General features: G+C 61.8%; 22 protein-coding genes and 1 pseudogene. 13 read left to right on the plus strand and 10 right to left on the minus strand.

Annotated features, from left to right (window positions below):
* Positions 1-64: 64 nt before the first annotated feature.
* The 4 genes from ahcY to BN32_RS10885 form a co-directional block, all read right to left on the minus strand.
* Entirely contained in the window at positions 65-1,501 is a 1,437-nt protein-coding gene (gene ahcY, locus BN32_RS10870) for an adenosylhomocysteinase (protein ID WP_019198219.1), read from the minus strand.
* 294 nt (positions 1,502-1,795) lie between these two features.
* The gene (metK, locus tag BN32_RS10875) at positions 1,796-2,989 is read right to left on the minus strand and encodes a methionine adenosyltransferase (RefSeq protein ID WP_019198220.1); all 1,194 of its coding nucleotides are present in this window, start codon (positions 2,987-2,989) and stop codon (positions 1,796-1,798) included.
* A gap of 140 nt (positions 2,990-3,129) precedes the next feature.
* On the minus strand, positions 3,130-4,473 hold the full coding sequence (locus BN32_RS10880) for a hypothetical protein (RefSeq protein ID WP_019198221.1): 1,344 nt from the start codon (positions 4,471-4,473) through the stop codon (positions 3,130-3,132).
* A gap of 165 nt (positions 4,474-4,638) precedes the next feature.
* The gene (locus BN32_RS10885) at positions 4,639-5,748 is read right to left on the minus strand and encodes a hypothetical protein (RefSeq protein WP_040425642.1); all 1,110 of its coding nucleotides are present in this window, start codon (positions 5,746-5,748) and stop codon (positions 4,639-4,641) included.
* Between the two features lie 223 nt (positions 5,749-5,971).
* Between BN32_RS10885 and BN32_RS10890 the strand changes: the two genes are divergently transcribed.
* The gene (locus BN32_RS10890; RefSeq protein WP_019198224.1) at positions 5,972-6,385 is read left to right on the plus strand and encodes an META domain-containing protein; all 414 of its coding nucleotides are present in this window, start codon (positions 5,972-5,974) and stop codon (positions 6,383-6,385) included.
* A gap of 32 nt (positions 6,386-6,417) precedes the next feature.
* Here the strand turns inward: BN32_RS10890 and BN32_RS10895 are convergent, their stop codons facing one another.
* The gene (locus tag BN32_RS10895; protein ID WP_040426287.1) at positions 6,418-6,726 is read right to left on the minus strand and encodes an I78 family peptidase inhibitor; all 309 of its coding nucleotides are present in this window, start codon (positions 6,724-6,726) and stop codon (positions 6,418-6,420) included.
* A 338-nt stretch (positions 6,727-7,064) separates the two neighbouring features.
* On the opposite strand from BN32_RS10895, the gene BN32_RS10900 reads away from it, so the two are divergent.
* The 6 genes and pseudogenes from BN32_RS10900 to BN32_RS10925 all read left to right on the plus strand — a co-directional run bounded on the left by BN32_RS10900 (position 7,065) and on the right by BN32_RS10925 (position 11,678).
* Complete coding sequence (locus BN32_RS10900) at positions 7,065-7,823, plus strand: SDR family oxidoreductase (RefSeq protein ID WP_040426288.1); 759 nt, start codon at positions 7,065-7,067, stop codon at positions 7,821-7,823.
* A 29-nt stretch (positions 7,824-7,852) separates the two neighbouring features.
* Positions 7,853-8,269, plus strand: coding sequence for a cupin domain-containing protein (locus tag BN32_RS10905; RefSeq protein WP_019198226.1), 417 nt, complete (start codon positions 7,853-7,855; stop codon positions 8,267-8,269).
* A 46-nt stretch (positions 8,270-8,315) separates the two neighbouring features.
* A complete protein-coding gene (locus BN32_RS10910) occupies positions 8,316-8,792 on the plus strand; it encodes a carboxymuconolactone decarboxylase family protein (RefSeq protein WP_040426289.1) in 477 nt (158 codons plus the stop codon).
* Positions 8,779-9,680, plus strand: a pseudogene (locus BN32_RS10915) (sigma-70 family RNA polymerase sigma factor). Before BN32_RS10910 ends, BN32_RS10915 begins: the two are co-directional and overlap by 14 nt.
* A gap of 311 nt (positions 9,681-9,991) precedes the next feature.
* Complete coding sequence (locus tag BN32_RS10920; RefSeq protein ID WP_040425643.1) at positions 9,992-10,453, plus strand: hypothetical protein; 462 nt, start codon at positions 9,992-9,994, stop codon at positions 10,451-10,453.
* Positions 10,446-11,678 (plus strand): HlyD family secretion protein, encoded by a 1,233-nt coding sequence (locus tag BN32_RS10925; RefSeq protein WP_019198229.1) that lies wholly within the window; start codon positions 10,446-10,448, stop codon positions 11,676-11,678. Before BN32_RS10920 ends, BN32_RS10925 begins: the two co-directional genes overlap by 8 nt.
* A 40-nt stretch (positions 11,679-11,718) precedes the next feature.
* Here the strand turns inward: BN32_RS10925 and BN32_RS10930 are convergent, their stop codons facing one another.
* Positions 11,719-12,834, minus strand: a complete 1,116-nt coding sequence (locus BN32_RS10930; protein WP_040426290.1) for a cobalamin-independent methionine synthase II family protein — start codon at positions 12,832-12,834, stop codon at positions 11,719-11,721.
* 186 nt (positions 12,835-13,020) lie between these two features.
* On the opposite strand from BN32_RS10930, the gene BN32_RS10935 reads away from it, so the two are divergent.
* Both BN32_RS10935 and BN32_RS10940 read left to right on the plus strand, forming a co-directional pair.
* Positions 13,021-13,479 carry a baeRF12 domain-containing protein gene (locus tag BN32_RS10935; RefSeq protein ID WP_019198231.1) on the plus strand — a complete coding sequence of 153 codons (459 nt, stop codon included), beginning with the start codon at positions 13,021-13,023 and terminating at the stop codon, positions 13,477-13,479.
* A 151-nt stretch (positions 13,480-13,630) separates the two neighbouring features.
* Entirely contained in the window at positions 13,631-14,107 is a 477-nt protein-coding gene (locus BN32_RS10940) for an SRPBCC family protein (RefSeq protein WP_019198232.1), read from the plus strand.
* 1 nt (position 14,108) lies between these two features.
* Here the strand turns inward: BN32_RS10940 and purU are convergent, their stop codons facing one another.
* The gene (gene purU, locus BN32_RS10945; protein ID WP_019198233.1) at positions 14,109-14,972 is read right to left on the minus strand and encodes a formyltetrahydrofolate deformylase; all 864 of its coding nucleotides are present in this window, start codon (positions 14,970-14,972) and stop codon (positions 14,109-14,111) included.
* 285 nt (positions 14,973-15,257) lie between these two features.
* Between purU and BN32_RS10950 the strand changes: the two genes are divergently transcribed.
* On the plus strand, positions 15,258-16,112 hold the full coding sequence (locus BN32_RS10950) for a uroporphyrinogen-III synthase (RefSeq protein WP_019198234.1): 855 nt from the start codon (positions 15,258-15,260) through the stop codon (positions 16,110-16,112).
* A gap of 103 nt (positions 16,113-16,215) precedes the next feature.
* Entirely contained in the window at positions 16,216-18,681 is a 2,466-nt protein-coding gene (locus BN32_RS10955; protein WP_019198235.1) for a CaiB/BaiF CoA-transferase family protein, read from the plus strand.
* Positions 18,682-18,764: 83 nt separating this feature from the next.
* Here the strand turns inward: BN32_RS10955 and BN32_RS10960 are convergent, their stop codons facing one another.
* Both BN32_RS10960 and BN32_RS10965 read right to left on the minus strand, forming a co-directional pair.
* Positions 18,765-19,220 carry a secondary thiamine-phosphate synthase enzyme YjbQ gene (locus tag BN32_RS10960; RefSeq protein ID WP_019198236.1) on the minus strand — a complete coding sequence of 152 codons (456 nt, stop codon included), beginning with the start codon at positions 19,218-19,220 and terminating at the stop codon, positions 18,765-18,767.
* An 11-nt stretch (positions 19,221-19,231) separates the two neighbouring features.
* Positions 19,232-19,654 carry a DUF1810 domain-containing protein gene (locus BN32_RS10965; protein WP_019198237.1) on the minus strand — a complete coding sequence of 141 codons (423 nt, stop codon included), beginning with the start codon at positions 19,652-19,654 and terminating at the stop codon, positions 19,232-19,234.
* Between the two features lie 84 nt (positions 19,655-19,738).
* Here BN32_RS10965 and BN32_RS10970 point away from each other — a divergent pair, with 84 nt between their 5' ends.
* Positions 19,739-20,026, plus strand: coding sequence for a DUF3551 domain-containing protein (locus BN32_RS10970; protein WP_019198238.1), 288 nt, complete (start codon positions 19,739-19,741; stop codon positions 20,024-20,026).
* Between the two features lie 37 nt (positions 20,027-20,063).
* Here BN32_RS10970 and fcl read toward each other — a convergent pair whose 3' ends face one another.
* On the minus strand, positions 20,064-21,008 hold the full coding sequence (gene fcl / locus BN32_RS10975) for a GDP-L-fucose synthase (protein WP_040425644.1): 945 nt from the start codon (positions 21,006-21,008) through the stop codon (positions 20,064-20,066).
* A 349-nt stretch (positions 21,009-21,357) separates the two neighbouring features.
* Here fcl and BN32_RS10980 point away from each other — a divergent pair, with 349 nt between their 5' ends.
* Complete coding sequence (locus BN32_RS10980) at positions 21,358-22,590, plus strand: branched-chain amino acid ABC transporter substrate-binding protein (protein ID WP_040426292.1); 1,233 nt, start codon at positions 21,358-21,360, stop codon at positions 22,588-22,590.
* Positions 22,591-22,647: the final 57 nt, after the last annotated feature.

Consider the following 22,647-nt stretch of genomic DNA (forward strand, 5'->3'; position numbering starts at 1 on the left):
CGTCTCAACGCAAAAAAGCCCCGGATTGCTCCGGGGCTTTTGTGTTTTGTCCTGAGAGAAAGGCTCAGTAGCGGTAGTGATCGCCCTTGTAAGGGCCTTCCTGCTTCACGCCGATGTAGTCGGCCTGGTCCTTGCGCAGCTCGGTGAGCTTGACACCGATCTTGGCAAGGTGGAGCCGCGCGACCTTCTCGTCGAGCGACTTCGGCAGCACGTAGACTTCCTTCTTGTACTTGCTGTCCTTGTTGTTGGCCCAGAGTTCGATCTGCGCCAGCGTCTGGTTGGTGAACGATGCCGACATCACGAAGGACGGATGGCCCATCGCGTTGCCGAGGTTCACGAGGCGGCCTTCCGACAGCATGATGATGCGGTGACCGTCCGGGAACGCGATTTCATCGACCTGCGGCTTGATGTTGGTCCACTTCAGGTTCTTCAGCGAGGCGATCTGGATCTCGTTGTCGAAGTGACCGATGTTGCAGACGATGGCGCGATCCTTCATCGCGCGCATGTGCTCGATGGTGATGATGTCCTTGTTGCCGGTCGCGGTGACGAAGATGTCGGCCTGAGGTGCCGCGTCTTCCATCGTGACGACCTGATAGCCTTCCATCGCCGCCTGCAGTGCGCAGATCGGATCGACTTCGGAGACCATCACGCGGCAGCCGGCCTGACGCAGCGACGCCGCCGAGCCCTTGCCGACGTCGCCGAAGCCAGCGACCATCGCGACCTTGCCCGACATCATGACGTCGGTGCCGCGGCGGATGCCGTCGACCAGCGATTCACGGCAGCCATAGAGGTTGTCGAACTTCGACTTGGTCACCGAGTCGTTGACGTTGATGGCTGGCCACAGCAGCGTGCCGGCCTTCTGCATGTCGTACAGGCGATGCACGCCCGTGGTGGTCTCTTCCGAGACGCCCTTGATGCTGTCGGCGATTGCCTTGAAGTACCCCTTCGGCTTTTCCTTGAGCTGCTTCTTGAGCAGCGCGAAGAACACTTCTTCTTCCTCGGAGCCCGGCTTGTCGAGAAACGCAGTGTCGCCGTTCTCCGCGCGCAGGCCGAGATGGACGTACATGGTGGCGTCGCCGCCGTCATCGAGGATCATGTTCGGATGACCGCCGCCGTGCCAGTCGAACAGCTTGGCGGTGTAGTCCCAGTAATCCTTCAGCGTCTCGCCCTTGATCGCGAACACCGGAATGCCGGCGGCTGCGATGGCGGCAGCGGCGTGGTCCTGCGTCGAATAGATGTTGCAGGAGACCCAGCGGATGTCGGCGCCGAGCGCCTTCAGCGTCTCGATCAGCACGCCGGTCTGAATGGTCATATGCAGCGAGCCGGCGATGCGCGCGCCCTTCAGCGGCTGCTTCGGGCCGTACTCTTCGCGCGTCGCCATCAGGCCGGGCATTTCGGTCTCGGCCAGCGAGAGTTCCTTGCGGCCGAAATCGGCAAGGCCGATGTCTGCGACGATGTAATCGGTGAAGCCTGCGGGGGCTTTCGCGGTGGCGGTGGTCATGGTGTGTAATCCTGATTCATGAGTGGCGTGGTTGCGCGGGGCTGCACGCAAATTCGAGTGTGCTTTGCTCTCCCTCCCCCTTGTGGGGAGGGTGGCGCATCGAGAGCGCAGCGAACGATGCGTCGGGTGGGGGTGTTGGTCTTAATCGTCATTGGCGAAAGACCCCCACCCCGGCCTCCGCTTCGCTTGCGTAGCCGATGCAAAGCATCGGCGTTCTTCCAAAGTGACGGCGACCGAAGGTCGCCTTTGCCCTCCCCACAAGGGGGAGGGATTATTCCGGCCCTAGTGCTGAACTCACACCGCGCGCTTGAGCGCGTCGGCGAGGTCGGTCTTTTCCCACGAGAAGCCGCCGTCGGCGTCCGGGGTGCGGCCGAAGTGGCCGTAAGCCGCGGTGCGCGCGTAGATCGGCTTGTTGAGATCGAGGTGCTTGCGGATACCGCGCGGGGTGAGGTCCATCGATTCAGCGACGGCCTTCTCGATCTTGTCGTCCGAGACTTTGCCGGTGCCGTGGGTGTCGATGTAGATCGACAGCGGACGCGCCACGCCGATGGCATAAGCGAGCTGCAGCGTGCACCTGTCGGCGAGACCAGCCGCGACGACGTTCTTGGCGACGTAGCGCGCCGCATAAGCCGCCGAGCGGTCGACCTTGGTGGAATCCTTGCCGGAGAACGCGCCGCCGCCGTGCGGAGCAGCACCACCGTAGGTGTCGACGATGATCTTGCGGCCGGTGAGACCCGCGTCACCATCGGGACCGCCGATGAAGAACTTGCCGGTCGGGTTGATGTGCCAGATGGTCTTGCCGTTGATCCAGCCTTCCGGCAGCGCCTTGCGCACGTACGGCTCGACGCGCTCGCGCACCTGGTTCGAGGTCATGTCCTCGACGAGATGCTGATGCGACACGACGATCTCGCGCACGCCGACCGGCTTGCCGTTTTCGTACTGCACGGTGACCTGGCTCTTGGAGTCCGGGCCGAGCACCTTCTCGACGCCCGAGTGACGGGCTTCCGAGATCAGGCGCAGGATCTTGTGCGCGTAGTGGATCGGCGCCGGCATCAGTTCAGGCGTCTCGTTGGTAGCGTAACCGAACATGATGCCCTGGTCGCCCGCGCCTTCTTCCGCATTGGTCGGCTGCTTCGCATCGACGCCCTGCGCGATGTCGGCCGACTGCGGATGCAGCAGGATTTCGATGTCGGCGTTCTTCCAGTGGAAGCCGTCCTGCTCGTAGCCGATGTCCTTGATCGCGTTGCGGACAACCTGCTCGATGTGATCGTTGGTGACGGTGGAAGGTCCGCGCGTCTCGCCCGCGATCACGACCTTGTTGGTCGTCGCCAGCGTTTCGCACGCGGCGCGGATATCCCACGGATCGATTCCGGCCTTCGGGCCTTCGCGGAAAAACAGATCGACGATCTCGTCCGAAATCCGGTCGCAAACCTTGTCCGGATGACCTTCAGAAACCGATTCACTCGTGAACAGATAAGACGCGCGCATCAACCAATCCCTTCCAGATGGGCCGCGGTCGGCCCGTTTGAATTTTCGAACCTTGGTCGAGAACCAAGGTTCGTCTTCTAGTGACGTGTTTTCCTGACGCGAACCGGTGTCCACTTCGCTCGAAAACACTATGGATCTTTTCAATCTCGACGCCGTGAGATGACGTAAGACTCATCGTAGAACCAGAGGCCGTTGTGCTTGCGCAGAACCTCTCTGGTGGCGTCGAGATAACGTCCGCTTTGCGTGACTTCGTCCAGGCGGTCGTCTTCGACCTGAGCGACATACACCGCCGCGTTCCATGCTGCAAAGGCCGTCGAAGTCCCGATCGGACCCGTCACCTCGTTGGGCAACGCTTCCATATCGTATCGGAAGATCGAGCGGTTATCCGCATAGGCATTAAAGTTAAGATCGCGTCCCGCCGATCCCAGCTCGTATTTTACGGCGCGGAGTAGCTCATGGCGGCTGACCGCGAAAGGATTTTCTCCCGGCCAGACCGACTGCACAATCTCCATCCCGGGATCGCGGCCGTAGGAGTGAATCCCGATCAGCCGGCCGCCGGCGCGCAGCGCGCGGGCCAACGGCGCAACGATCTTCTTGGCGCGGAAATTCAGCGACGATCTGGCGCGATACGGCTGCGAGGCGATCACCAGATCGAAATTGGCCTCGACGCGGCCGGCCCGCGGAATCATGGCATCGAGCAGGAACCGGTGATCCTCGCGGTAGATCACAAGCGCGATCGGCCGCTCGTAGACCGGCATGCCCGAGCGCGTGCTGACAGCGGCGCGCCAGTTCTCTTCCAGAAACGGCTGCAAATCTGCGATTTGCGTCTCGAATTCGCCTGAGGACGAGCCACGCAGCGCCACCTCGCGCCAGATCATTCCGGCTGCGGCAGTCGGCGATTTCGGCGCCAGCCACGGGGCCTCGGCATAATTCATGTTGGTCAGGACAAAGACCGTCGCCGGATGCTCGAACAACCGGTCCGGCACCTTGTTCAGGGTCAGCCGCACGTCCTCGAGGCTGATTTCCTTGCCTGCGATATAGAACGGCATGTTCGGGAACCGGCTGTGCATCGCGCGCATCACCCGCGCCAGCACCGTCCCGTCGCCCACGCCTGCGTCGAAAACACGCAATGCGGGCGGCCGCGGATGGATGCTCCCCAACTCCAGCGCCACCCGGTCGGCGATCACCCGCTTTTCCGAGCAGGTGTGGACGAACAGCAGGTACTTCTGGCGGTTCTCGAAAAAACGGAAGTTTCCGGTGGGATCGCGCTTCTCGATCGGCGGCTCCGGCACGGTCACGACCGGCACGCCGTCGCCGAGAAAGGCCTGTATCCGCTCGAGCGTATCGACGGTGATGCGCTTGCCCTCGCGCAGCCGGTGCACCAGCTTGCCGTCGTTCACCGCGCGGCGGCCGAACGTCGATTCCGCCATTCCCGCCTGTCGGCAGTATTCGGAAATCTGGGCCAGGAGCTGGTCGTTTTTCATCAGACCGGTGGGCAGGGTTCGGGTGGGCTGGAATTTGTGGGCAGAACGATTTTGCGTTCGGCTTCCTACCACTATCTGCCCACAAATAAAATGCCCGTACGGGACTTATTTTGCCCGGACTCACAGCTCGTTTGCCTAAGGACTCGGAGCTATTTCCGCCCAAACCTAGCCCGTAGACGCCGCGTTGGACGGCGATTCCTTTGGGACAAGGTACGCACGTAAATCGGCGACACACCGGGCTAGCGCGGGCCATGTGGCGACGAGGCCCAGCGGCCACAAAGGAGCGATCATCAACCCCCAGTAGGAATTGTTGTCACGGCCGACAAAGATGAAAGCAGCCAGATAGCCGAACACGACCAGAGACACCCGCTGACCAAGTTCATCGCGCATCCCGGTCAATCCCACCAGCGCCAACGGCACCAGGACCACACTGACCCAGCGCGGCGCGGCTTCGAGCAGCAAATTCCATTGCATGGTTTGCAGCACGAACGACCAGCCGCCGACACGCAGCCAGCTCGGCGACGAAGAATCGGCCGCCGTCACCAGCGAGTTCACTTCAAACGCGTGAACGGCAAGCGCAGCGGCAAATATCGCAAGACCAGCGGCCCATGCCGCCGCTTCCTTCCGATAACCGTCCTTCAATGCCATGACCATCATCGCAAGCAGATAGGCTGCCGCCAGTTCGCGAACAATCGCAGCGGCGACACCAAGAATGACGGCGACGATCCATGCGTTTGGCCTGCGCAGCGCGAGCGACAAAGCGATCAGCAATCCAGCCCAGACTTCATGCAGCGGATAGGCCTGAGGCACGATGGCCGGAGCAATGCCGGTGGCGAGCACCACGACGGCAAAGGCAAACCACAGCGGCGCAGGTGCGAAGGCGCGCAAACGCCACGTCCACGCCAGCAGCGTGACGGCTGCAAGCGCGCGGAGCACCACACGACACACGTTCTCGTCGGATATTGCCGCGAGCGCAACAGCAAGAACGGGCGGGCGCACCACAACGAAGGGGCGAAGCGGATAGTTGCTCTCCCGCAGCTCGCGAATGGCGGCCGTATAATAGGATTCACCGCCCTGCACATCCGCGATAATGCGCTTGTAAAGTGCGATGTCGCCTGCATTCGGCGCGTTGGCGGCGGCCGTCGGCAATGTGCCGAGGTTCGCGACCCCGATGCCGATCAGGACAGCCAGAACGACCAGCGTGACAAGCGCAATGCACGCGCGCCATGCGCGGCGATGACTGCACACAAGTTGCCTTGTCAGAACCGTGACCATCAGTCCTCCTGCCCTGAGGCATAGGACCGCAGCTTTAAGATTCAGTATGCACGCGGCGCGCCGCCCACCATGAAGTTCCGGCCGCTGGCAACAATCCCAGTAGCCCATTCAGCGGCTTCGCCACCCTGCCGTTCGATGGGACAAAAATTCTGCGCGGTATCCGCGTTTTCACCCAAATCTCTATCCATTATCGGGAGCCGAAACGCCGAAGCAAAATCTCAGCATGACCAGAGCATCACAATTCAACATCCTCGCACTTCTTGCGCTGCTGCTCGCAGGGACCGCCCATGCAGCGCCCGTCGCGCCGACCGGCAAATGGCTGGCGGAGGACATCGACGGCGGCGGCGTGATCGACCGGCTGCAGACCACGCTGGAGATTCGTGACGACGGCATCGTCAACGGCATGGGCGGCTGCAACCGCTATGCCGGCTCGGCAAAGATCGACGGCACCGCGATCAAGTTCCTGCCGATGGCCTCGACGCGCATGGCGTGCTCCGCCGCCGTGATGAAACAGGAAGGCAAATTCCACAACACGCTGGAAAGAGTCAGGACGTGGCGCATCGATCAGGCGCAGCGAAAACTCCTGCTGTTCGATGGCGGCGGCTTCGAAATGATGCGCCTCAGCAAGATGGACTAGAACATCGCCGCAGGAGACAGCGATAGCGCACCCTATCCGCAATAGGCGCGGATAATCCTGCCAGTCTTCGGATCAGTCTCGATCGTCACGCGCTCCTGGCGGTAGTCCATCGTTACAGGCTGGCCCGGCTTGATCTGGCGCACGATGGAAGCCCCGGTGATCCGCTTCGCTTGAGCATTGGTGATACGTTTCTTGCCCGTCAGCGCTTCTGCCGCATCGCGCCGACAGATACCGGCCCCGCCAGCCGCGTCCGCCTGACGCGTGACACTCTGAGACGCCGCGATGGCGAAGACGGTCAGCGTCAGGGTCCCGGCGATCCGCAATCTGGAATGGAGCGTCAAGGCAATCACCTCCCTGAAAGGCCAACGAGCATCGGGCAACGCACGGCGCATATGCGCCGCAAGCAAAATCTAACGGCTCCAAAGCGCACGGAACAATGGCGAAGTTGTCTTCGCCTCACTCAATTTCAGGACCGTCGAAGACTGAGGCGTATCGACTGGCACCGCCCCTCCAAAAAAATCTTTCGAACGATGTCACATCCGCCCCCTCCTGCCTCGTCTTGATGGCGAAGGTGCAGAAAGAACTTGAAGGCAACGGCGGGAAACCCGCCGAAACTCAAGGACTTTCATGCACTTCCGTTATCAACCGCCGCAAATCGCGGCCCTCACAGGAGGCCATCATGAAGATTGTCGTTATCGGAGGCTCCGGCCTGATCGGATCGCGTGTCGTCACCCAGTTGCGCCAGCGCGGCCATGAGGTTCTGGCGGCGTCGCCATCGACAGGCGTCAACACCGTCACCGGAGAGGGACTGAAGGAAGCGTTCACAGGCACAGATGTTGTCGTCGACGTGGCGAACTCGCCGTCGTTCGAAAGTGCGGCAGCGCTGGCCTTCTTTGAAGCGGCGGGCCGCAATATTTTCGCGGCGGAAAAAGCCGCCGGCGTAAAGCTTCATGTCGCGCTGTCCGTGGTCGGCACCGAGCGTCTGCTCGAGTTCGGCTACTTCGGCGCCAAGCTGGCGCAGGAACGCGCCGTCGAAAATTCAGGCGTGCCCTACACCATCGTCCGCGCCACGCAGTTTTTTGAATTCGTCGGCGGCATCGCGCAGGAAGCGACGCAGGGACAAACCGTCCGTGTCTCTCCTGCGAAATTCCAGCCGATGGCGGCCGATGATGTCGCCGCCGCTGTCGCGGATGCAGCCCTCGCCCCCGCGCAGGGCATGGTCGAGGTTGCCGGACCGGAATCTTTCCAGATGGATCAGCTTATCCGGAAATACCTGAGTGCGAAGAACGACCGGAAGGACGTGATCACCGATCCCGACGCGCGCTACTTCGGCATCAAGCTCAACGATCGCTCGCTGACGCCGGACACAGGCGCCCGTCTCGGCACCATCACATTCGACGAATGGCTGCGCCGCGATCAGACCACCGCGGCTGCATAACCGGCTCGCTAGCCCAACAGGAGATCAAAATGTTCAAAGCACTTCTCTGCTCCGCCGCCATCGGCCTTCTGCTTGTCGGCGGAGCCTCCGGTAACGATGCAGCCAACAACAATGCAAAGGTCACCGTGGTTTTCGATCACGTGCTTCCGAACGCGAAAGGCAAGAGCCTGAAAGGCGTTCTGGTCGAATATCAGCCCGGCGGTTCGTCGCCCGCGCACACGCATCCGGACTCCGCCTTCATCTATGCAACCATCCTGAAGGGCGCGATCCGCAGCAAGGTGAACGACGGACCGGAGAAGACCTACCGCGCCGGCGAGAATTTCGCCGAGATGCCGGGCGATCGTCACGCCGTCAGCGCCAACGCCAGCGATACCGAGCCGGCGAGCCTGCTCGCGGTGTTCGTTGTCGATACCGACGAGAAGGTACTCACGACCGACATCAAATAAAAATCAGCCGAGAATTGAAATGAACCTACCTCAAATGGAGACGATGATGATCCCCCGATTGGATGCCCCCTACAAGTTGGTCCCCGATGCTATCAAGGCCATGACGGCGCTCGAAGCCGCCATCAAGAACAGTGGCCTCGAATACAACCTCATCGAACTGGTGAAGCTGCGCGCCTCGCAGGTCAACGGCTGTGCGTTCTGCATCCATATGCACACGACCGATTTGCGCGCCCACGGCGAAACCGAAATGAGAATCTACATGCTGACCGCATGGCGAGAGTCTCCTCTTTACAGTGACCGGGAAAGAGCCGCACTTGCCTGGACGGAAGCCTTGACGCTGCTGGCGGCGACAGGCGCACCGAACCGGGATTACGAACTGCTCAAGGGCGAATTCACCGAGAACGAACAGGTGAACCTGACCATGCTGATCGGCTCCATCAACGTCTGGAATCGTTTGCAGGTGGGTTTCCGCGTTCTTCATCCGGTGGATGAGGCGAAGGACAGGGCTCATGCCGCGGCCTGACGACGGCACGCAAATGTTCGAGACGCACCGGCCCCGGCTGGTGCGTCTCGCCTACCGCATGCTCGGCTCTGTCGCGGAGGCCGAGGACGTGGTGCAGGGGATGCCTGGCTGCGCTGGCAGCAGGCCGATCGCGCAACGGTGGAAACTCCGGCTGCATTCCTGTCGCGCATCGTGACGCGGCTTTGCCTCGACGTCATGAAATCCGCCCGCTCGCGCCGCGAAACCTATGTCGGATCGTGGCTGCCGGAGCCGATCATCGAGGAGCCGGACGAAATGGATCAGGACGATCTGACCCTGACCCTGATGCTTGCGCTGGAACGGTTGTCGCCGCTGGAGCGCGCCGCGTTTCTGCTGCACGACGTGTTCGGCGTCCCCCTCGATGAAGTGGCAGTGACCGTCGAACGCGAGCCCGCCGCCGTCCGGCAACTGGCTGCGCGGGCACGCAAGCATGTTCAGGACTCGCGTCCGCGCTTTCCCGTTGCGCGCGACGAAGGCAGCCGCATCGCCGAAGCCTTTTTCGTCGCCACACGCAGCGGCGACACCAATGCGCTGCGCGCGATCCTCGCTCAGAACGTGGTGGTGCGGTCCGATGGCGGCGGCAAAGTGCACGCCTTCCTCAATCCCATTGCCGGGCTGGAGCGCGTGCTTCGCCTTTATGAAGGCCTCTCGCGAAAGCTGGGCATCAAGCGGGATGGATTTTTCCGGCCGATACAGATCGACGGCTTGCCGGGCTATGTCAGCTATGAGCGCGATGATGTCTTTCAGACCACGGCCTTCGCCATTGAGGATGGAAAGATCACCGAGATCTATATTACCCGCAATCCAGAGAAACTGCGCCACGTCGCGGAAGCTCTCAATGTTTCCGGGTCATCTGAAACGCAGCACTGAGGGGTGCCGCAGCCAAGAGGCGAAAGGGCGGCGGACTCCAGCGCAAAAGGCGGGATGGTGACGGCAATCGGGCGCCCGGCCCATGCCGGGAATGTCACGCGCGACAACACATCATTAATGCCCACCCGGTGAAGATGAACAAACTTCGCTCGGTGGGATGGCAACGCCAATCTTTCCTCGACCATGACTCAGATCAACATCGGCCACTTTGCCCTTGCCAAGTTCCATCCCTGTGCAAGGATGGAACTCTCGGCAACGCCGTTTCTGTTTTGGCACTTTGTTTTTGACAACATGCTTCCGGGAGGTTGCCTTTGAGCGAGTCGCTACATCCAGCCGCGCCGCACCATCTCCCGGGCTTTATCACCGCACCGGGTGACACCGACGTTCTCATGGTGGTCGTCGGGCTCATCCTGCTTCTTTCCGTTCTGTTCGTCGGCAACATCTACCTGAGGCTTCACGCCCTGCCCGAGCAGATGGCACACAAATCGCAGAAGCTTCAGTTCGAGATCGTCGCAGTCCTTTGCCTGCTCGCGCTGTTCACGCATATCCAAGCATTCTGGGTCGCCGGACTGCTGCTTGCCCTGGTCGATCTGCCTGACTTCAGCACGCCGCTGCGCAGCATCGCCGGCTCCGTCCAGAAAATGGCCGGCATTCCGCCGACCCCCGATCCCTCCGAGCCACCGGCCGAGGTGACGGCTCACACCGCTGCGGCGAACGCACCCGGCAAAGCCAGGGACGCAGGCGTCAAGAGTGTGGAGTCGCATCATGCTTGAACTGATGCTCTGCTCCCTTCTGACGATCCTTCCGGATTATCTCTATCGCCGCTATGTCCAGGGCAAGCGGATCGGCAAAGAGATCACGCTGTTCTCTGTCTGGTATGAACTGCGATGGGGCATCACGGCGTGCCTGATGCTGACCGTCGCGCTCATCACAGTGATCTTCTATTTTCATCCGTCCACCACGAATGTGACCCTGTTTTACCGCACGATCCCGCTCGTTCCGGAGACAATCGGGCGCGTCGCGGAGGTCAACGCTGATTTCAGCGGTCCCGTCAAAAAGGGGGACGTCATCTTCAGACTGGACAGTTCAAAACAGGACGCAGCTGTAAAAACAGCACAGCGCAAGATCGCGGAAGTCGATGCCGCCATGATCGCGGCTCAGTCGGAAGTCGTGAAAGCCGACGCCCAGATTCAGGAAGCGAAGAGTTCGCTGCAGCAGGCCTCCGATGAACTCGACGTCAAGCGCGAGTTGCAGAGGCGCAATCCCGGCATCGTCCCGCAGCGGGACATCGAAAAACTCGAAGTGGTGGTGACGGGACGGCAAGGCACGCTCGATGCCGTATCGGCCGCGAAACAATCCGCAGTGATCCGCACCACAACGCTGTTGCCGGCAGAGCGGGACAGCGCGGAAGCCACCCTTGCCCAGGCGCAGGTGGATCTCGACAAAACCTTCATCCGCGCCGGCGTGGACGGGCGCGTTGAACAGTTCTCATTGCGACCTGGTGACCTCGTCAATCCGATGATCCGGTCCGCCGGCATTCTGATTCCGGAGGGCGCGGGACAACACACGCTCTCGGCAGGATTCGGCCAGATCGAAGCGCAGGTCATGAAGGTCGGCATGGTCGCAGAGGTGACCTGTGTTTCAAAACCATGGGTCATCATCCCGATGGTCGTCACCGGCGTGCAGAATTACATCGCCGCCGGCCAGTTCCGCGGCGGTGAGCAACTGCTCGAAGCGCAGCAGGTGCAACAGCCGGGGACGATCCTCGTCTTCATGCAGCCCATTTTCAAAGGCGGCCTTGATGGCGTGACACCCGGCAGCAGTTGCATTGCCAACGCCTACACCAGCAACCACGAGCTGCTCGACGCCAAGGGCACCAGCACGGGAAAGCGCATCTGGCTGCACGCGGTCGACACTGTCGGCCTCGTCCATGCGATGCTGTTGCGCATTCAGGCATTGGTGCTTCCGGTCAAGACGCTGGTGCTGAGCGGGCACTGAGGGATTGAAATTCACGAATGACCCACGTCATTCGCGCGGGCTACCTGCCCCACACCTCGCTCGCGACATCGACGGTGAGGCGAAGTTTTGCCCATTGCTCGTCCTCGGTGAGGATGTTGCCTTCCTCAGTCGAGGCGAAGCCGCATTGCGGCGACAGCGCAAGCTGATCCAGCGAAACGAACTTCGCCGCTTCCATCACGCGCTGCCTGATGTCGTCCTTCTTCTCAAGCACGCCTGTCTTGGACGTGATGAGCCCGAGCACGACGGTCTTGTTGCCCTTGGGCAGGAATCGCAGCGGCTCGAAACCGCCCGCGCGGTCGGAATCGTATTCGAGGAAATAGCCGTCGTAATTGACCCGCGACAGCAGGATCTCCGCCACCGGCTCGTACCCGCCGGATGAAATCCAGGCCGAACGGAAATTGCCGCGGCAGACATGCGTGGTGATGATCATGTCGGCGGGGCGCTCGGCAATCGCGTAGTTGATGACGCGGGCATAGACCGCCGGGAGAGCGTCGGGGTCCTCACCTCGCCCGCGCAGCTTCGCCCGCTGGTCCTCGGAGCAGAGATAGGCCCACACGGTGTCATCGAACTGCAGGTAGCGGCAGCCGGCGTCGTAGAACGCCTGCACGGCCTTGCGATATGTTTTTGCCAGGTCGATGAAGAAGTCATCCATGTCCGGATAGACCTGCTGCGAGATCGCGCTGCGGCCGCCCCGATAGTGCAACAGCGACGGCGAAGGGATCGTCATCTTGGGCAGAATGCCGGCGAGATCGCATTTGTCCTTGAGCAGCTTGAAATGCTCGATCATCGGATGGCTGCCCGGGAAATCCAGCTTGCCGGTGACGCGGATGCTCTCGCCGCGTGTCATCATTCCGTTGAACTGGATGCCGCCGGTCTTGTGAAGTTCGCAGCCGCCGAGATGTTTCAGAAAATCGAAATGCCACCACGAACGGCGAAACTCCCCGTCGGTCGCGAGCATCAATCCGTTTTGCTTCTGCTTCTGGACGATTTTGCCGATTTCGAGCGACTCGACGCGCAGCAGTTCGGCAGCCGTGATCTCGCCCTTGGCCAACCGCGCCCGCGCATCCTTGATCCGCTGCGGCCGCAACAGGCTGCCGACATGGTCAGCGCGAAACGGCGGCTTCGATTTCTGCATCATGTTCTCCGGATCGGGCCCGTCCGCCATCTTGGCGCGCTCACTACCACAATCCCGTCAGCAAGACCGAGCAACTTTTATGCATTACGGCCGGTCGTCCCATGATACCGATCGGGGGTATGCATGCGACCGGAACGAAATCCTGCCGGGGCGGTTGGTCAATGCAAGCGCGGGAGGCTGTTTCTCATGACCAAGACCGAATTCTTTCGCATTCCCCACAACGCCTGCGTCATTGTCGGCGACGGGCGCAAAGCGCTTTTCCTGCGCAACGAAGGCACCCAGATCGCACCCCGCCTGAAGACCGAGCAGGTTCTGCTGAACGCCAATCCGCCGACGCGCGAACAGGGGTCCGACCAGCCCGGCCGCTCGTTCGCGAGTGTCGGCGCGCGGCGCAGCGCCATGGAGCAGACCGACTGGCAAGAGATCGGAGAGCAGCGGTTTGCACGCACCATTGCGGACGCGCTGGAAAACCTGGCGCGCGACCGCGACATTCCGGGCTTCGTGATCGTCGCGCCGCCGCGCACGCTGGCGGAATTGCGGCGCGTCATCAATTCAAGCGTGAAGGACCGCGTCATCGCCGAGATCGACAAGGACCTCACCGGCCATCCGGTCGGGGACATCGAGCGGCATCTGACCGCGGCGTAGCCGCAGACGCCGCGAATGGAAAGTTTCCACTTGCGGAAACTATCTATTGCCCTCCACCGGCCAGCAAGTGGGTGAAGCAGCGCGAGACCGCCATGACTCAGGCTTTCGACCGGCTGGCGCAGGCGATGGCCGAATTTCCCGAGGACAGCAGATGAAAAGCAATTCCGTGGACCACGCCACCTTCGTCGTCGAACGCATGCTGCCGGGACGTCCGCCGCATGCCTTCCGGTTCTGGTCGGAATTCGATCTCAAGCGCAAATGGACGTCGTGTCATCCGGACTGGACCGTGCTCGAAGACAGCTTCGGTTTCCGGATCGGCGGGTCGGAAGCGGCCCGATGGCGCACAGCCGAGGGCGAGATGCGGGGATTCCGCGCGCACTACTTCGACATCGTGCCGGGCGAACGGATCATCTACGCCTATGAGATGACCCTCGGCGCGCGGCGGCTGTCGGCGTCGCTGGCGACGGTTGTGTTCACCGCAGACGGCGCGCAAACCAGAATGACATTCACCGAGCAGGCCGCCGTGCTCGACGCCGATGCCGGGATCGACGCGCGGGCATCCGGGACCGGGAGCGGTTTCGAACGGCTGGCCGCCGTCATGGAGCAGGAGCAGTCCCCGCTGCACTGAGTTAGTCGGTGAACACCACCGTCTTGCGCCCGTTGAGGATCACGCGGTCCTCAAGGTGATAGCGCATCGCGCGGGCGAGCACCCGCCGCTCGATGTCCGCGCCCTTGCGCACGAGGTCTTCCGGCGCATCGCGATGGCTGATGCGCTCGATATCCTGCTCGATGATCGGGCCTTCGTCGAGATCGCTGGTGACGTAATGCGCGGTCGCGCCGATCAGCTTGACGCCGCGCTCATGCGCCTGGTGATAGGGCTTGGCGCCCTTGAAGCCCGGCAGGAACGAGTGGTGGATGTTGATGCAGCGCCCCGAGAGCTTGCCGGCGAAATCCTCCGACAGCACCTGCATGTAACGCGCCAGCACCACCAGATTTGTTTTGGTGTCCTGAATGATTTTCCAGACCGCCGCTTCCTGCTCGTCCTTGGTGGTGCGCGTCACCGGCAGATGGTGAAACGGGATGCCTGCGAAATCGATCCCGGCGTAGGTTTCCAGCGGATGATTGGAAACGATAGCGGTCGGGGTCATCGGCAACTCACCGCGCCGGCAGCGATAAAGAATGTCGGCGAGACAGTGATCGAACTTCGACACCATCAGCAGCACGCGCTGGTGCACAGAACGGTCGCGCAACTGCCAGACCATGTCGAACGGCTTTGCCATCACGCCAAATCCGGCCTCAAGCGTGGGCAGGTCCACCGGTGCGGCGGGCGAACCGAACATCACCCGCATGAAGAACCTGCCGGTCTCGATATCGCTGTATTGCTGCGCGTCGAGAATGTTCTGCCCGTTGGCGAACAGGAAGGTGGAGACCGCCGACACGATGCCGGGGCGGTCCGGACAGGACAGGGTCAGGACGAATTGCTGTGAGGACATGAGGACTTTTTCAGATTTTGGACGACAGGTGGCGGGCGGAACCCTCCTGTAACATCACTCCTTCCGTTAGCCAATCGCTCGGAGACCTGCACCGTCATTGCGAGGAGCGCAGCGGCGAAGCAATCCAGCCTTCCCTTGCGACGCCTGAATCTCTGGATTGCTTCGCTTCGCTCGCAATGACGAAGAGAGACTGCAAAACAGGCTTTCAGCCGATGGGTTGAGGGCGTAAATTACCGCGAGGCGTTCCACTGTGGCGGCGTAAGACATTCTCCGTGAAAGACATCGATGGCTGGCAGGCTTGAAGGTTATCGCATCCTGATTCTGGAAACGCGCGAGGAAGCGCAGTTTTCACGGCTGCTGCAGGAACAGGGCGCCAACGTGCTGCAATGTCCGATGTTCACCATTCACGACGCGCCGGACCCTGCCCCGATCGAGGCCTGGATCAGGCTGTTCATCGCAAAGCCGTTCGACGATCTGGTGCTGATGACCGGCGAAGGCCTTCGCCGCATGATGAAGGTCGCGCAGCGCATCGGCGTCGATCAGGATTTCGTCGCAGCCCTTGCCAAGGCGAAGAGATATGCCCGCGGCCCGAAGCCGGTGCGGGCGCTGCGCGAGATCGGTCTCGAAGCGAATGTGCAGACCGAGACGCCGACATCGGAAGGCGTCGCCGCCATGCTGGCTCAAGAGAACCTGAAAGGCCACCGCGTCGGATTGCAGCTTTATCCCGACAAGGATCATGGCAAGCTGATCGCGGCGATCACCTCATACGGCGCAACTGTCGAACCCGTGCTGCCCTACATCTACGACGGCCAGGCAGCGGACACCAACATCGTCGCGGCTATCGGCGAAATGGCGCAGCGCCGCGTCGATGCGATTGCGCTGACCAGTTCAGGTCAGGTGCGGCGTTTGATCGATGTGGCGCGCGCGCACAATTGTGAAGACCAGTTGCGCGCCGGCCTCAAGCAGACGCCGGTGGCCTCGGTTGGTCCCGTCGTGTCCGACGAGCTGAAGGCCAACGGCCTGCACACCGACATCTATCCCGCCAACGATTCGTTCTTCATGAAGCCGTTGATCAGCGCGATGGCGACTGCACTCAACAAGGCGCCGCCACGTCTGCAAAATGCGACACCGTCTCATTGAACAGAACATGGCTGTTGGCTTTGCCGAACGCGGCGGCAGTTGCTAAGACTCCGGAAAACAAGTACGCGCGATTGTTGTGCGCCGCAAATAGACCGGGGTGGATATGCCGAACTTGCCGCTGACAGGGTTGTGCGTCGTTGAACTCGGATCGGGCGATACGCTCGGCTATTGCGGCAAGCTGTTCGCGGATTTCGGCGCAGAGGTCATCAAGATCGAGCCGCAGGGCGGCGATCCCGGCCGCCGCATTCCGCCGCTTGCGGATGCGGGCGAAGGCAAGCGCGAGAGCCTCAACTTCGCGTGGCTGAACACCAACAAGAAGAGCATCACCGCCGATCCTGAAACGCCGGCGGGCGCAAACCGGATTCTCGAACTGCTCGCGAACTCCGATCTGCTGCTCGATGCGCGCCATCCCGACGACATCGCAGCCTCGCAGATTTCGCACGAGCGTTTGCGCAAGGCCGATCCCGGCCTCGCCATCACCGCGATGTCGTGGTTCGGCGAACACGGACCGTATCGCAACTATCTCGCGACCGACTCGGTATGCCGCAGCCTCGCCGGACTGGTGAAGCTGGTCGGTCCGGTCGAGGGACCGCCGGTGTTGCCGCGCGACGGACAGATCGGCGTGGTCGGCGGACTGACCGCGTTCATTCCGAGTCTTGCCGGACTCTACGGACATGCGCACGGCGCGCGCCGCTTCGCCGTCAACAATCTGGAGGCCATGCTGCATATCAGCGAGTTCGACACCGGACTCGCGCTGGAATCCGGTTTCACGCGCCCGCGCCCCGGTATCAACCGGTTCGGCCGTGGTTATCCGTCCGGCAACTTTGTCACCAGGCATGGCTGGCTCGGCGTCACCGTGGTTACGCCCGCGCAATGGTCAGCGTTCTGCACCATGCTCGATATGCCCGAACTCGGCGCCGATCCGAAATATTCGGCGACCATCGGCCGCTTCAACCATGCGGACGAATTGAAGGCGATCATCACGCCGGCTCTGCTGAAGAAAACCGCGCTGGAATGGTTCGAGATGGGCATCGAGCTGCGGCTTCCGCTCGCCGTCGTGCCGGACATGAAGGAACTGCTCGAGCAGGACGTGCATCGCGTGCGCGGCGCGTTCGGGCCGGTGAAAATCGGTACGGCGTCATTTGAAGGCCCGGTGCTGCCGCAATATCTGACGCGCTCAAAGCCAAAGCCAAACGGACGCGCGCCGCTGGCCGGCGCGGACGACAAGGCCGCCCTGCCCGCACATCAACGCAGCGCCACGCGCGCGGCGACTGCGACAGACGCGTTGCCGTTGAAGGGCCTGCGCATCATCGATCTCACCATGGGCTGGGCCGGGCCGACCGCAACGCGCCAGATGGGCGATCTCGGCGCGGACATTATTAAGGTGGAGTCGTGCCAGTATCCCGACTGGTTCCGCGGCACCGACACGCGGCCGCCCTATCATGAGGAACGGACCTACGAGAAGACCTACTGGTTCCAGATGAACAACCGCAACAAGCGCGGCATCACGCTGGACCTGACCACCGAAGCCGGCCTCTCGCTGCTCAAGCGCCTGATGAAGGACGCCGACGCGGTGATCGACAATTACGCCGCCGACGTGATGCCGCGCCTCGGCCTCGGCGTCGACGACATTCTCAAGATCAATCCGCGTCTCGTTGTGGTCACCATGCCCGCCTTCGGCATGACGGGAAAATGGAGCGGTGCGCGCGCCTATGGCTCGACGCTCGAACAGGCGTCGGGTTTGCCGTCGGTCACCGGCGGCCCGGACGATCCGCCGGTCATGCTGCATGCGGCGATCGGCGATCCGATCGGCGGCCTGAATGCCGCCGCCGCGCTGCTGCTCGGCTTCATGCATCAGCGGAGCACCGGCGAAGGCCAGCACATCGATCTCAGCCAGGTGGAATGCATGCTGCCGATGGTGGCGCCGTCGATTCTCGAACAGTCCGCCCTGGGCGCAACCAGTCCGCGGATCGGCAACCGCCATCCGCAACATGTGCCGAACGGATGCTTCCCCACCCTCGGCATCGATCAGTGGCTCACGCTGTCTGTGCGAAGCGACGACGAGTGGCGCGCGCTGTGCGGCGTGATGCGGCGGGCGGATCTAGCGGCCAATCCCGAATTCGCAACCGCTGAAGGCCGGCGCAGGCATGAAGATTCCATCGAGGTCGCGATCCGGCACTGGCTCGCCGATGTGCGTCCCGACATTGCGATGGTGACATTGCAGAAGGCCGGCGTGCCCGCAGGCATCGCCAAGCTGCCGCAGGATCTCGCGGCCGATCCGCATTTGCTGAAGACCGGACACTGGCAGCCGAGCGACCGGCCCTTCATGGGCCCGCATCTGTTGCCGTCGGTGGCCTATCGCGAGGGCGACAGCGAGTTGCCCTATCCGATTGTGAATGTCGCGCCGACGCTCGGCCAGCATAATCAGGAGGTATTGCGCGAGGTGCTCGGCCTCAGCGAGGCCGAGATCGCCGATCTTGCGCGGAGCGAGATCATCGGCACCGAGGCGACGCTGCCGAAGCCGAAGAAGAAAAAGACTGAGGGCAAAGCCGCAAGCGCGGCGAGCTAGTTCAGATAGCCAAGCGGGATATGGTGAGACCCCGCATTTTCTCCCCGCAAGCGGGGCGAGGGAGCGTGCTCCGCTCTGCCTTGTTAGGCCCCGCTTCCCATAAACTGCATCACCACCTCACGGCTGTGCGGCCGGGTCCGGTGCTCGATCAGATAGATCGCCTGCCAGGTGCCGAGCGCCAGCGCGCCGTCGAGAACCGGGATCTGCAGGTTGCTGCACGTCAGCATGGCCTTGATGTGCGCCGGCATGTCGTCCGGACCTTCGATGGTGTGACGCCAGCCGCCGTCGGCGGGCGCAAGCCGCCGCAATAACGTCATCAGATCCGCCAGCACATCGGGATCGGCATTCTCCTGAATGGTGAGTGACGCGGACGTGTGACGGATGAACAGGCTCACGGCTCCCGTCGCACCGCCGCTCTGCTGCAGAAATCGCGCGACCTCCGCCGTGATATCGATGAAGCCTTCGCCCTTCGTCGGCACGGTCAATACCGAGGTGGCGATGGTGTCGACGTTGGCTGAAAGAACGGGTGTCTGTTTCATGTATCTGTCGCTCACAATCGGGCGATGGTCGCCGCGTCGAATTCGCCGTCGTAGTATTTTTGCAGGGCCATGACGAAGTCTGCATTGTCCGGCGTGACCTTGGCAAACAGCGTCATCGACGACCTGAATTTGATGTCGTCGGGCGAACCCAAAATCGCGTGAATGTCCTTGCCCGCAACAGCGTTCACCAGCCGGGTGCATTCGCGCAGCCGCGGCCCGAGCACCGGATGATCCAGATAGGCCAAAGCCTCCGCGCGCGAGTGCACCGCATATTGCTGCGCCATCGCGCTGAATCCGAGACCTTCGATCTGCGGAAAAATGAACCACATCCAGTGGCTTTGTTTCCGGCCTGCACGCAGTTCCGAGACGACGCGCGGATACACCGGCGCCTGCGCCGAGATGAACCGCTCAAGGTCGAAGATATCGTCGCTCATCGGCTGTTCCCGTGCCGGACGCGCAAGGATATCGCGGAACCTTGGCCGACCGTCAGGGTTTTCCTTCGAGCAAGGGAGGTTCCCATGAAGCTTGTTTTCGCGTTCCTGGTCGCCATTGCCGGTCTCGCGATCCCCGCAGCCGGGTTCGCCTCGCCCCTTGTCGGCGCGACGTCGCCTTTAACTGCGTCAGCTGACGACAAGGCATTTTGCGTCCGCACGAAGGGCGACATCAGCCGGCCCGGCGACTGCATGTTTGCATCCTACAGGGAATGCAAACAGTCGGGCGCCTCGGTCTATGGCGAATGCTATCGCAATCCCCGCGCGGCAAACGCGAGGCAGATTCGCAAGCACCCTGCACCGTCGTCACAATAGATCCAGAGACTTGGATCCAGAGATTTCGCCTATAGTCTTATCGCTGTTCCTTGAGGAACGCGGCATACGCGCGCTTCATGCCCTCGTCGAGCGAGGTCGTCGCCCGCCATCCGAATTTGGCGAGCTTGCTGACGTCGAGCAGCTTGCGCGGCGTTCCGTCCGGCTTCGACGTATCAAACGCGATCTCGCCGGTGTAGCCGACGGTCCGCGCCACCACCCGCGCAAAATCCGCGATGGAAATATCCTCGCCGGTCCCGACATTGATGAGACCGCCCTCCGAATAGTTCTTGATCAGATGGATCGAGGCGTCGGCCATGTCATCGACATAGAGAAACTCGCGCCGCGGCGTGCCGGTGCCCCACACCACGACGTCGCGCGCGCCGGTTTCCTTCGCTTCGTGAAAGCGGCGGATCAACGCCGCCACCACGTGGCTGTATTCGGGATGATAGTTGTCGCCGGGGCCATAGAGATTGGTCGGCATGACGCTGATGAAGTCGCTGCCGTACTGGGCGCGGTAAGCCTCCGCCATCTTGACGCCGGCGATTTTGGCGATCGCATAGGGCTCGTTGGTCGGCTCAAGCGTGTCGGTCAGCAGCGAATCCTCGCGCAGCGGCTGCGGAGCCAGCTTCGGATAAATGCACGAGGAGCCGAGAAACAGCAGCTTCTCGACGCCGTGCACGTGCGCCGCATGAAGGACGTTGGTCGCGATCAGGAGATTTTCGTAAATGAATTCGGCGCGCAGGGTGTTGTTGGCGACAATACCGCCGACCTTCGCGGCCGCATGGAGTACAACCTGCGGGCGCATGGCCGAGAACCACCGGTTGACCGCCGCTTGATCGAGCAAATCAAGTTCGCTCCGCGAAACAGTCAGGATTTCGACGTCCTCGCGGACGAGCCGACGCGCGAGAGCGCTGCCCACCATCCCCCGATGGCCGGCCACGAAAACGCGCTTTCCCTTCAGATCAAATGGCAGGACGGCCATCATCGATCCTGCACAGCGACCGTGACGGTCGCGACTTTCCCGCTGGCATGTTCACTTAAACCCCGCACCCAAGATTGCCGAAATGTAGGCAAGCACAAAAAACAACCAAATTCTTGCATGCTCGTACATATGCATCGGTTGCGGCCCGGCAAACAGCCCGCACCCCTATCATGGTCCTGCCCGGACGGGCAAATTAAGCATTCCCCGGTCCGGCCAGAGACCGGGCTTGCGGCTTGCGGAGCGTTGGACCACAATCCGCCATACGAACGGCCCGGACGGTACAAGATCAAAAAGTCTTGGCCATCCATTCAAAAACAGCCGGTCACAAAGAGAATTCAGGGAGATGAATATGCGTAAAATAATGATCGCTGCGGCAGTCGCGCTTCCCATGTTGGGCGGAGCGGCGATGGCCCAGGAGACCGTGAAGATCGGCTATATCGACCCGCTCTCGGGCGGCGGCGCGAGCGTCGGCGAAATCGGTCTCAAGACCTTCCAGTTCCTCGCCGACGAAGTGAACGCCAAGGGCGGCATTCTCGGCAAGAAGGTCGAAATCGTTCCGCTCGACAACAAGACCAATCCGCAGGAAAGCCTGATCCAGGCCCAGAAAGCGATCGACTCGGGCGTGCGCTACATCACTCAGGGCAACGGCTCTGCGGTGGCCGGCGCGCTGACCGACTTCATCACCAAGTACAACGAGCGCAATCCCGGCAAGGAAGTGCTGTACTTCAACTACGCCGCGGTCGACCCGGTCCTCACCAACGAAAAGTGCAGCTTCTCGCACTTCCGCTGGGACGCCAATTCCGACATCAAGATGGAAGCCCTCACCAACTACATGAAGGGCGTTCCGGCGATCAAGAAACTCTACCTGATCAACCAGGACTACTCGTTCGGCGAATCGGTGCGCACCACCGCGCGCGCGATGCTGAAGGCGAAGCGTCCCGACATCGAGATCGTCGGCGACGAAAAGCACCCGCTGCTGAAGGTCACCGACTTCGCGCCGTATATCGCGAAGATCAAGGCGTCCGGCGCGGACAGCGTGATCACCGGCAACTGGGGCCAGGACTTCGCACTGCTGCTCAAGGCAGCCGCTGACTCCGGCCTCAAGGTCAACTGGTACACCTACTACGCAGGCGGCACCGGCGGTCCGACCGCGATCAAGCAGGCCAACCTCAACGACCAGGTATTCCAGGTCGCGGAAGCCTACCCGAACATCGAGCACGCTTCGTCGAAGGCCTTTGAAAAGTCGCTGCGCGACAAGTACGGCTTCAGCCTGTTCTATCCGCGCGCCGTCAATGAAATGCGGATGTTCGCGCTCGCAGCCGAAAAGGCCAAGTCGCTCGAGCCGGTCAAGGTTGCGGCCGCGCTGGAAGGCATGGACTACGAAGTCTTCAGCGGCGGCAAAGGCTTCATGCGCAAGGACGACCACCAGTTCTTCCAGCCGATCTACATCGCGCAGTTCGGCGAGCTGAAGAACAAGGAAACGTTCGACGAAGAAAAGACCGGTTGGGGCTGGAAGGGTGTCGCCAAGATCGACGCCGACAAGACCGTCCTGCCGACCACCTGCAAGATGACCCGTCCATAAGAGGTCACTGCAAGCTGGCTTTTTTCGCCAACTGATTGTGTTCGCCCCGGCAACCGC

The organism is Afipia birgiae 34632 (genome assembly GCF_000308295.2).
Classification (GTDB): Bacteria; Pseudomonadota; Alphaproteobacteria; order Rhizobiales; family Xanthobacteraceae; genus Afipia; species Afipia birgiae.